This window comes from Rhizobium sp. 268, assembly GCF_036571585.1.
In the GTDB taxonomy this organism is placed as follows: domain Bacteria; phylum Pseudomonadota; class Alphaproteobacteria; order Rhizobiales; family Rhizobiaceae; genus Rhizobium; species Rhizobium redzepovicii.
The window spans coordinates 26,507-36,860 of the sequence record NZ_JAPPSO010000027.1 but is presented as its reverse complement, the minus strand read 5'-3'; the positions used below and the strand labels follow the sequence as shown (position 1 = coordinate 36,860).

9 protein-coding genes and 1 pseudogene are annotated in these 10,354 nt (G+C 62.2%); 3 read left to right on the top strand and 7 right to left on the bottom strand.

The genetic code is table 11. The features are described 5' to 3' along the window. The 5 genes and pseudogenes from OS035_RS31205 to OS035_RS31185 all read right to left on the bottom strand — a co-directional run. Window positions 1–157, bottom strand: a pseudogene (locus OS035_RS31205) (sugar ABC transporter substrate-binding protein); the annotation flags it as partial. A gap of 88 nt (window positions 158–245) precedes the next feature. Further along, window positions 246–1,766 (bottom strand): aldehyde dehydrogenase family protein, encoded by a 1,521-nt coding sequence (locus tag OS035_RS31200; RefSeq protein WP_097629936.1) that lies wholly within the window; start codon window positions 1,764–1,766, stop codon window positions 246–248. Continuing rightward, entirely contained in the window at window positions 1,766–2,545 is a 780-nt protein-coding gene (locus OS035_RS31195) for an enoyl-CoA hydratase/isomerase family protein (protein ID WP_097629937.1), read from the bottom strand. Before OS035_RS31195 ends, OS035_RS31200 begins: the two co-directional genes overlap by 1 nt. After that, window positions 2,538–4,151, bottom strand: a complete 1,614-nt coding sequence (locus tag OS035_RS31190; protein ID WP_331814921.1) for an acyl CoA:acetate/3-ketoacid CoA transferase — start codon at window positions 4,149–4,151, stop codon at window positions 2,538–2,540. Before OS035_RS31190 ends, OS035_RS31195 begins: the two co-directional genes overlap by 8 nt. 5 nt (window positions 4,152–4,156) lie before the next feature. Further along, entirely contained in the window at window positions 4,157–5,230 is a 1,074-nt protein-coding gene (locus tag OS035_RS31185) for a LacI family DNA-binding transcriptional regulator (protein ID WP_097629941.1), read from the bottom strand. Between the two features lie 277 nt (window positions 5,231–5,507). On the opposite strand from OS035_RS31185, the gene OS035_RS31180 reads away from it, so the two are divergent. From OS035_RS31180 to OS035_RS31170, 3 genes are all read left to right on the top strand, one after another. Continuing rightward, complete coding sequence (locus OS035_RS31180; protein ID WP_331814919.1) at window positions 5,508–5,828, top strand: hypothetical protein; 321 nt, start codon at window positions 5,508–5,510, stop codon at window positions 5,826–5,828. Between the two features lie 198 nt (window positions 5,829–6,026). Further along, a complete protein-coding gene (locus OS035_RS31175; RefSeq protein ID WP_183782424.1) occupies window positions 6,027–7,562 on the top strand; it encodes a sensor histidine kinase in 1,536 nt (511 codons plus the stop codon). 63 nt (window positions 7,563–7,625) lie between these two features. Further along, complete coding sequence (locus OS035_RS31170) at window positions 7,626–8,249, top strand: carboxymuconolactone decarboxylase family protein (RefSeq protein WP_012557380.1); 624 nt, start codon at window positions 7,626–7,628, stop codon at window positions 8,247–8,249. A 39-nt stretch (window positions 8,250–8,288) separates the two neighbouring features. On the opposite strand, the gene OS035_RS31165 is transcribed toward OS035_RS31170, so the two are convergent. Both OS035_RS31165 and OS035_RS31160 read right to left on the bottom strand, forming a co-directional pair. Then, a complete protein-coding gene (locus OS035_RS31165; RefSeq protein ID WP_183782427.1) occupies window positions 8,289–9,263 on the bottom strand; it encodes an alpha/beta hydrolase in 975 nt (324 codons plus the stop codon). A 170-nt stretch (window positions 9,264–9,433) separates the two neighbouring features. Further along, the gene (locus OS035_RS31160) at window positions 9,434–10,321 is read right to left on the bottom strand and encodes a LysR family transcriptional regulator (protein WP_183782396.1); all 888 of its coding nucleotides are present in this window, start codon (window positions 10,319–10,321) and stop codon (window positions 9,434–9,436) included. Window positions 10,322–10,354 lie beyond the last annotated feature (33 nt).

Here is a 10,354-nt window from a genome sequence, read left to right as displayed (position 1 = left end):
ACAGATCCTGCTTCAAGACGTTCAAGGCCGCCGCTTCGCCGCCTGATGTCCACCAGTGCAGCATCTGCACTTCCTTCACGTCGGCTGCCTGCGCCGCGACATGGGCGCCCGCCAGAGACAATGCGATCACGGCCGTGGTGGTCAAAAACCTATTCATCGAAGAACCTCCCAGTTCCCTCTTGGAAGATGCAGGACCATTCCCGCATCCGATTACCCGCCCTCCCCGGGCGTAGTTGCTTTGCCAGCTAGGCCAGCTTTTCCGTCTGCGGCATCCACCAACCGGTGCGTTTGCCGATATGCATGTTCAGCGTCTTGGTCTCGGTATAATCCTCGACCGCATGGCGGCCGAGTTCGCGGCCGAGGCCGCTCTGCTTGTAGCCGCCGAAGGGAAGCTCCGAGGCGCCGTCCATGAAGGTGTTCATCCAGACCGTGCCCGCCCGCACCGACCGGCCGATCGTCAGGCAGGTGTCGAAATCACGGCTCCAGACACCGGCCGACAGGCCGTAGTCGATGGAATTGGCAATCCTGATCGCTTCGGCTGAAGTCTCGAATGTCAGGACTGACAGGACCGGACCAAAGACTTCCTCGCGCGCCACCGGCATATCGGGCGTGACGGCTTCGAGGATCGTCGGCGACATGAACTGCCCCATGCCGAGGTCGAGCGTCTCGCCGCCATGGGCGACGCGGGCGCCGCTGCTCCTGGCGCCGGCGACATAGCCTGAAATCTTCTCCAAATGGTGCGGCGTGATGATCGCGCCGACCTGCGTCGAGGGATCGAGGGGATCGCCGACCTTCACCCCCTTCGACAGCTCGGCGACACGCCTGACGACGTCTGAGGCGATCGACTTGTGAAGGATCAGCCGCGAGCCGGCGTTGCAGCACTCGCCGGCATTGAAATAGGCGCCGAAGACCGCGGCATCGATGAAGGCATCGAGGTCGGCATCGGGGAAAACGATCTGCGGGTTCTTGCCGCCCAGCTCCAGCGAGACTTTCTTCAGCGTCTGCGCGGCATTCGACATCGTCAGTTTTCCGACACCGGTCGAGCCGGTGAAGGAGACCATGTCGACATCGGGATGCGAGGTCATGACCGCGCCGACTTCAGGTCCCGTACCGGTGACAATATTGACGACGCCATCGGGAATGCCCGCCTGCTGCAGGATTTCGCCCAAGACGAGCGTCGATCCCGACGTCAGTTCCGAAGGCTTGACGACGGCCGTGCAGCCTGCGGCGAGCGCGAAGGGCAGTTTCTGGCCGACGATCAGGAACGGGAAGTTCCACGGCGTGATGATCGAGACAACGCCGATCGCTTCGCGCAGGACGACGCCGAGCGTGCCGTCGCCGAGCGTATTGTAACTTTCGCCATGGAGATCGCGTGCCAAAGCCGCCGCATAGCGCCAGATGTCGACCGAGCCGGCAATTTCTCCCCTCACCTGGGTGATGGGTTTGCCTGCCTCGATGGCATCGAGAAATGCCAGTTCTTCAGCACGCGCCGCGATCAGATCTGCAGCCTTGAGCAGGATGGCGGAGCGTTCGGACGCGGTCATGCGCGGCCACGGCCCGTCATCGAAGGCCTTGCGTGCTGCAGCAATCGCGCGCTCGGCATCCTTCCGACTGCCGGTCGAAAACCGGCTGACCACGACGTCATGGCTTGGCGCGATACGTTCGATCGGATTGGAGGCGCCGGCCTCCCATTTGCCGTCGATCAGCATCTTGAAATCGCGCGCCTTGTGGTCGCTGAGCGCCGTGGGGTTGACGAGAACCGTCATTACCATTCTCCCTTGAACGTTGCCGGGCGCTTCTCGCTGAATGATGCGACGCCCTCCTTCAGATCGCCGGTTTTCGCGGCGAGGATCGAGCCCAGGGCTTCGACCGCCGTTCCGTTGTCTTCGCCGTTCGCCGATGCGATCATCAATTTGACGATCTCGAGGGCCGCCGGTCCCCTCGCCGCGATCCGCCCGGCATATTCCCTGGCGGCGGCGACCGAGTTTCCTGTCGGAACGACCGCGTCGACGATACCGAGCAGGCGGGCTTCCTCGGCGGTGAATATCTCGCCGCCGAGCGCCATGCGACGGACGGCCTGGGCGCCGAACCGGCGCACGAGACGCTGGGTGCCGGACCAGCCCGGCACCATGCCAAGGCCGGTTTCCGGCAGGCCTATCTTAATGTGTTCCTCGGCGATGCGAATGTCGGCAACGCCCGCCAGCTCGAGCCCGCCTCCGAGAGCGTGGCCGTTCAGCGCCGCGACCAGCGGCACCCGAAGCGTCGCCAGCCGTTCGAAGATCCGGTGACCATGCCGAACCCAGGCGTGACCGAACTCCTGGGGCAGCATTCCGCCCCAGGCCTTGATATCGCCTCCGGCGGAAAAACCCTTTCCTTCACCGGTCAGAACCGCGGCGCGTACGTCCGGGTTTGCCTCCACGGCATCGGCGGCGTCCGCCAAGGCTTTCAGCATGTCGAGATCGAGCGCGTTGAGTTTCTCAGGACGACAAATTGTCAGGGTCGCAACATGTCCGTCGATATCGATCCTGACTGTTCCGCTAGCCATGGAAAGTGCCCTCCAGCGTCCGTGCCCGTTTGGCTGGAAGCGACAGGCCGATGCCGGCCTCGCCGAAGAGTGTCGCATCCATGACCTTCAGGTCGGGCGCGACGATCAGCGGAAATTCGGACTGATCGAGGATCTGGGACTGAAGATCGACGCCCGGGGCGATCTCGGTGAGGACGATGCCTTCGGGCGTCAACTTCATCACGCAGCGCTCGGTGACATAGATGATATCCTGCCCCTGCTCGATCGCCCGCCTGCCGCTGAAAGTGACGTGTTCGACCTTGTTGACGAGCTTCTTCAGCTTGCCCTCTTTTTCAATGAGCAGAGCCCCATCGGCGATCGAAAGCTTCGCCCCGGCGTTGAACATGCCTGAAAAAACAATCTTCTTTGCCCGCGCCGTGATGTCGACGAAGCCGCCGGCGCCGGCCGTCACATGCGGCCGGAAGGAAAGTTTGGAGACGTTGACCGACCCGTCCTTGCCGATCTCGAGGAAGGAGAGCAGCGACGCATCGAAGCCAGCGCCCTGAAAGTAAGTGAACTGATAAGGGGATGGCATATAGGCGTCGGCATTGGAGGCGCAGCCGAAGGCGAAATCGAGCAGCGGCACGCCGCCGACCGCGCCTTGCTCGATCACCCAGGTGACGGCGCCGTGGAGCCCCTCCTCCAGCAGAATGCGCGGTACATTGGCCGAAATTCCGAAGCCGAGATTGACGCAGCTTCCCGCCTGCAACTCCTGCGCGACACGGCGCGCGATCACCTTCTGAACATTGAACTCCGGAACGTGGAAGCTGTCGAGCGGGCGGAAGATCTCACCCGAAATCGCCGGATCATACCCAGTCTGCGTTGTCTGCTTCTGATCGGGATCGACGACGATATAGTCGACCAGCATTCCCGGCACTCGGACGTCATGCGGTTTCAAAGAGCCTTCCTTGGTGATCCGCTTGACCTGGGCGATGACGATGCCGCCGTTGTTGCGGGCGGCGAGCGCCTGATCGAGACCGCCGAGATAGGCGCCCTCATGTTCGTATGTCAGGTTGCCGCGCTCATCAGCGGTGGTGGCGCGGATGATGGCGACCTGAGGGACGATCGAGGGGAAGAACAGCCAGTCGTCGCCCTCGAAGCTGACGCGCTTGACCACCTGCTGCTCCGAAGCCAGCTCGTTCATCGCGCAGCCCTGCCGCCGGGGGTCGACGAATGTGTCGACGCCGATCTTGGTCAGCACGCCCGGCCGCTTGGCGGCGGCTTCGCGATGGATGTCGAACAGGATGCCAGAGGGAATGTTGTAGGCCGGGATCTCGTTGTTGGTGATCATCTGCCAGATCAGCGGCGGCTCGGACGATGACGGTCCCGACGGGTAGGAGCCGCCGATGATACGTTTCAGCAGGCCCTTCCTGGCAATATGGTCGATGCCCTTGATACCGCTCATGTCGCCGGCAGCGATCGGATGAAGGGTCGTCAAATCACGGGGATGGCCGGTCGCCTCGAAACGCTCGCCGATCGCCTTCAGCATGAGATCCGGGCAACCGAGACCGCTCGAAGACGATACCGTCACGACGGCGCCTTCCGGGATGAGCGCGGCCGCTTCGGCTGGGGTGAGATGCTTCTTCATGTGCATTACTCGGCGTCCTGTTTCGATTTTACGCTCTTGCCGGTCTTCGACGGCGGGGCCCTGCCGGCGCCGCAGCTTTCGCGAACGACCAGCCGAACGGCCGTCGTCACCGTCTCCGCTTCGGCCTTGCCCGCATTGATCTGCTTGAGCAGCATCTGCGCGCCGCGACGCCCGATGCCCTGCGGGTCGACCGAGACCGTCGTCAGCGCCGGGACCGCTGCCTGGGCCTCGATGACATCGTCGAAGCCCACCACGGCGAAGTCGGCACCCGGCTCCAGCCGGCGCGCGCGCAACCCGTCGCAAACGCCGAACGCCACCGCATCGTTGAAGCAGACGGCCGCGGTCGGCCGGCGGCCGAGCGCAATCGCTTTTCCGATCGCCTCTACCCCGCCGGCCCGCGACGGCGCGGACGCGATGACGAGTTCTTCGTGATAGTCGAGCCCGGCTGCCTCAACGCCGCTTCGGTAGCCGGCAAGCCTGTCGTCGAAGACGGCGGTGTCCGGAAAGCCGCCGAGAAAAGCGATGCGCTTGTGACCGAGGCCCGCCAGATGCTTGACCGCGGACATCATGCCGGCCTGGTTGTCGGAAACGATCGACGAGACCTTGGCGCCGGGCAGGTTTCGAACGACGACCACGACTGGAATCCCGGCTGCAACGAGCGGCTTGAAGTCGGCGGCATCGGTGGCGCGGGCCGGCGAGACGATGAGGCCGGAAATGCCGTGCTCACGCATCGACGCGACAACCTCACGCTGCCGGTCGATGCTCTCGCCGGTGTTCGACAGGAACTGCACGAAGCCGGCCGACTGAACGACCATATCGACGCCGACCGCCAGCTCCGCAAAGAAGCTGTTCGTCAGATCGTTGACGACAACTCCGACAATCTTCGATTTCGCACCGGCTTGGCGAAGATTGGCGGCGCCGCGATTATAGACATAGCCGAGTTCGCGCATCACGGCATTGACCTTGGAGCGCGTCCCCTCATTGACCAGGGAGGAGCCCTGCAACACCAGCGACACCGTCGACTTGGAGACGCCGGCGGCCTTTGCGATGTCAATGACGGTCACCCGCGCCTTTGTCATTTCCCTCTCCGACCACGACGTCGACTGATGGATAAATATTTGGAACGTTCCAATTCTGTCAAGGAAAATTTAGGGATTCGGTATGAATTTATTTGCTTCTAGTGAGTTGCCAGCTTTATTTCGTTGTCAACATTTCAACGAAAAAATTGGAACGATCTAAATTCCGGCCACAGTTGAGAGGCGCCTGCGGTTGCAAAGTCGTGGAGGATTCGGGACTCGTCCCTTATGCTGTCGAGACAATGATTGCGCCGCGACCAGTGGAGGAGATCATCGAAACATGACATTGCGCGCTGAACTGACCGCTCTGCCGCCACGCGAACAGGCACAGCGCCTGACAGCCGTCGCCGCATCTCTGGTGGCGCAAATTAGGCGCACCGAACCCGACGCGGCGGAAGCAGAGGCCGCCTTGGCGGCAATCCGCGCGTGGGGCGATGGCGGGCGCCTAACCGGCGGATATTTTTCCGATCTTGTCTACAGCGATGAGGAGCGCGGGACTCTTCGCCGTCTTACCGAGGCGGCAGGAAAGCCCAGCGAAGGCGGGTGGAATGCACGTCGCCTGGCTTGTTTATCAGGAGACCGGCAAAGCCATGCCGAGTGACGTCAACGAGGCGGGAGAGGACAGCCTTGATCTTCTGGACGAGCAGCGCGACCAACGCGGCTAGGTGATGCAAAACCGCGGCGCACTGTTGCTGGAATTGCTCTCGATGAGCCCCCGCCGATAGGCTTTAGCGAAACTTTATCGTTTCTGACGAATGCTACGGATACGTGCAACGTGTCAGATCTGAAGCAGGGCGGGATGACGCCACACTCGTTTGAATCCATTCTGGAGAGCCTGCCGCAGGGCATCGTTCTGCTTGATTCTGCCAATAGGGTGACGGCGTTCAACTCCCGCACCCTCGATATTCTCGGGCTGCCGGCTGGAGCCATCGGCAGAGGAATGAATATCGACGGACTGCCGGGCACCGCCGATTGCCGCGCGGCCGCATGCCGGCAGTCGACGACAGGCAGGCCGCACACGTCTCAGTTTGCGCTGTCTGACGGACGGATGGTCTCAATGACCTACGCCCCATCGAAAGAGGGAGGCTGGATCCTCAGCTACGAAGACATCTCGACCCTGATCCGCGTCGAAGACAGTCTCACCGAACAACATCACCGGTTCGACGCAGCACTCCGCAACATGCCGCACGGGCTGTGCATGTTCGATTCGACGAAGAAGCTGATCCTGTGCAACCCAGCCTACGCGCGGATGTACAATCTGCCGGACCGATTGACGCAACCGGGGACGCCGCTTGTCGATATCCTGGCTTATCGCAGCCGCGAGGGAAATGGTCCGGCCGACACTGCCACCTATTTCGATGTGGTGTTCGAAGCGACCGCGCGCGGCGCGGTGGCCAGCCAGAATATCGTGCTTTCCGACGGCCGCGTCATCAAAATCACCCACAATCCCATGCAGAACGGTGGATACGTCGCCACCCACGAAGACGTCACCAAAACAGTGCGGCTGACGGAAGAGCTGCGCCAGCACCACGATCAGCTCGAAACGACGGTGCAGAGCCGCACGGCCGAGGTCGAGCGGCAGGCGCGGGAACTCGAGCGAATGCTTGCGCAGGAGCGGAACATCAACGAATTGCAGCGGCAGTTCGTGGCAATGGCCTCCCATGAATTCCGCACCCCGCTCGCCATCATCGACGCTGCCGCCCAGCGGCTGCTGCGCAAAAGAGGAGCAGTCGAGCCCGAATTCTTAAGCGACAAGGTCGATCAGATCCGCGCATCGGTGAACCGGATAGTCGATCTCATGGAGAGCATCCTTTCGGCCGGGCGCCTCGACACCGGCAAGATCGACATCAGCTACGATGCCTGCGCCTTGCGATCATTGATAAGAAGCTGTTGCGAGCGGCAGTCGACGATCGCCAAAACGCACAGCTTCGTGTTGGATATCGACGGGCTGCCGGAGTTCATCGATGCCGATCCCCGAACTTTAGCGCAGGTCTTTACCAATCTGCTGTCCAACGCCGTCAAATACGCGCCCGGAACCTCGGAAATTCGCGTCACGGCATGGGAGGAGACGGGAAACGTCAAAGTTTCGATCAGCGATGACGGGGTGGGGATCGATCCCGAAGACGTGCCCCGGCTGTTCCAGCGCTATTTTCGTGCCGGAACGTCGACCGGAATTGCCGGGACGGGCATTGGCCTGAACCTGGTGAAGCAGATCGTCGAACTGCACAACGGCTCGATAGAGGTTCGAAGCGCGAGAGGCTGCGGATCGACATTCACCGTAACCCTTCCGATCAGGCGCACCGGTAACGCTTCTGAGAACAGCGACGCTGCCTGATATTTCAGGATTGCTGTCCTCAATATCTACCCTATCCTTCTCGCTATAGAGGAGGACCATGCCATGGCTTTCATTCACACCCCCAATGCATCCGCCAGCGAGAAGACGACGTCGATGTATGCGTCGGCCGAGGCGAATTATGGTTATCTGCCGAACATGTACCGCGCCTTCGGACACCGGCCGGAGGTGATGGAGAACTGGGCAGCGCTGCTTTCCAGCATTCGCGGACATATGAGCCTCAGGCGCTATGAGCTGGTGACGCTGGCGGCGGCCAAGGAGCTGAAATCCTCCTATTGCATGCTGGCGCACGGCTCGGTGCTGCTGCGGGAAGGTTTTACCAGCGACGGGCTGACGGCTGTCGTCAACGAAACGGAGAAAGCGCCGATCGATGCCGGCGAAAGGGCGATCATGGCTTTTGCCGCCAAGGTGGCGCGCGACGCGACGTCGATCACCCAGCAGGATATAGACGGGCTGAAAAAACACGGGCTGAGCGATGCCGAGGTCTTCGACGTCACGGCCGCGGCGGCGGCCCGGTGTTTCTTCTCGAAAATGCTGGATGCGCTGGGGGCTGCACCCGATCACGCCTATATCGAGCGGCTGGAGCCGAATGTCAGAAAGGCGCTCAGCGTCGGCCGGGAGGTCGAGCGGCCTCTGGCGCCGTCACCGTCGCGTGGCACATCGCAATAAGGCGGAGCGCGAGGACGTGAAGCCCCTGCTTCTGCGGTCCTACTCCTGCGGCTTGTCTGCGAAATGCCGGATCGCAAATTCGGCGATATTCTGGCTCGACCGGTCGGCATCGTCGAGCAGCGAGGGAAACAGCTGCCACTGATGCGGCATGCCCGGCCAAATCTCGGTGGTGACATCCACCCCCGCCTGACGTGCCTTGTCGGCGAGCCGCAGCGTATCGTCCAGCAGCGCTTCGCCGGAGCCAACCTGCAGCAGTAGCGGCGGAAAGCCGGTCATGTCGGCATAAAGCGGCGATGCCTGGGGATCGTTCGGCGACCGGCTGCCGAGATAGGCCTTGCGCAAAGTTTCGATCGAGGCCCTGCCGACCAGCGGATCGCTGTCGGCATTCGATGTCATCGATCCGCCGGTCGCGGCAAGATCGGTGATGGGGCTGAGCGCAATGACGGCCGCCGGCAGCGGTTTTGCCGCCTGCCTCTGCCGCAGCACCGTCTCCAGCGCGATATTGCCGCCGGCGCCGTCTCCCGCCACGACGACATTCTCGGCGCGATAGCCGTTGTCGAGAAGCCAGCGATAGGCCGTCAGCGCGTCGTTGATCTGAGCGGGATAGGTATATTCGGGCATTAGCCGATACTCGATCAGAAGCACGTCGCTGGATGCGGCCTTGGCGAGCGAGCCGGCAAGCAGGCTGTGCGTGCGGATGGAGCCGCCCGAAAAGCCGCCGCCATGAATATAAAGGATCACCCTTTGGCCGATCGGGTGATGAAGACGGGCGGGCCACATCAGCTCGGCATCGACGCCGTCGGCATCGACCTGCCGGACCTGGATGCGTGTCGGCCCCGGCGTCGTTTCCAGCAGCGTTCGGAAGGCTGTCCGCCGCTGCTGCAGGCTATCGGCGCCGGTAAAATGATCTTTCCAGAGGCCGACGAGTTTTTCGACCTGCTCGCGCGAGGCCTGGCTTTGCGGTTCAATGTCCTTTCCGACGGCCGGCGAGGCCAGCAACATCACCGTGGCCAATGCGGGCAACAGACCGCCGAGCCGCTTTAATGCGCTTCGATTGACAGTTGGCAAAATCCGACCGTTCATCAACCTCTCCCGATGATGCTGACCATGGCGGCCATGGCAGCATCATTGGCCGGTTCACCCGCAGGAGTCAAAAGGGTGAAGAGTGCGAATCCTGAGCTTTTTTACTCGGCTTTCATCGCATCGATGACCGCCCTGAAGCCCGCCGACATGTGGCGGCGGCTCGGATAGTAGAGATAGAGCGGCTCCTCCGGCTGGCACCAGTCGTCGAGCACCTGGATCAGTTCTCCGTCGGCAATCGCCTTCTCCACCCGCGGCTCCCAGATATAGGCAAGGCCGACGCCGCCGAGCGCTGCCTGCAGCATCAGTTCGTGATCATCGAGCGACAGAGGTCCGGTCGGCTGAAAGCTGACCGTCTGGCCATCCTTCTCGAACTCCCAGGTATAGCGCGCGCCTGACGGAAACATGTTCTGGATACAGAGATGGCGCTTGAGATCGTGCGGCGTCGCCGGCTTCGGTCGGGCCTCGAAATAGGCAGGCGAACCGACGACGACCAGACGGATCCGCGGCTTGATGCGCAACGCGATCATGCCCTCGGTGACACGCTCGCCGAAGCGGATGCCGGCATCGAAACCCTCCTCGACGATATCGACCAGCCTGTCCGTTGCGTTGATCTCCAGTTGCAGATTGGGATTACGCTGGAGCAGCGGGGCAATGACGCGGCCGATGACGAAGGGGCCGATCGAATTCGGCACGTTGATCCTCACCTTGCCGAAGGGCGTGTCGCGGTAACGGTTCAGCGCATCGAGCGCTGCCGCCATCTCGCCGAAGGCCGGGTCGAGATGCGAGATCAGTAGCTCGCCGGCCTCGGTCAGCGAGACGCTGCGCGTCGTGCGGTTGAGCAGGCGAATGCCTATCCGATCTTCGAGATTGAGGACGGCATGGCTGACCGCTGAGGCGGTGACACCCCTCTCCTCGCCCGCTTTGCGAAAACTCTTATGCCGGGCAACGGCCGCGAAGGCAGCGAGTTCGGAAAGGTCGGTGGCACGCATTGCTGAATTTTGCTCATCATAGTTTCAAGAATA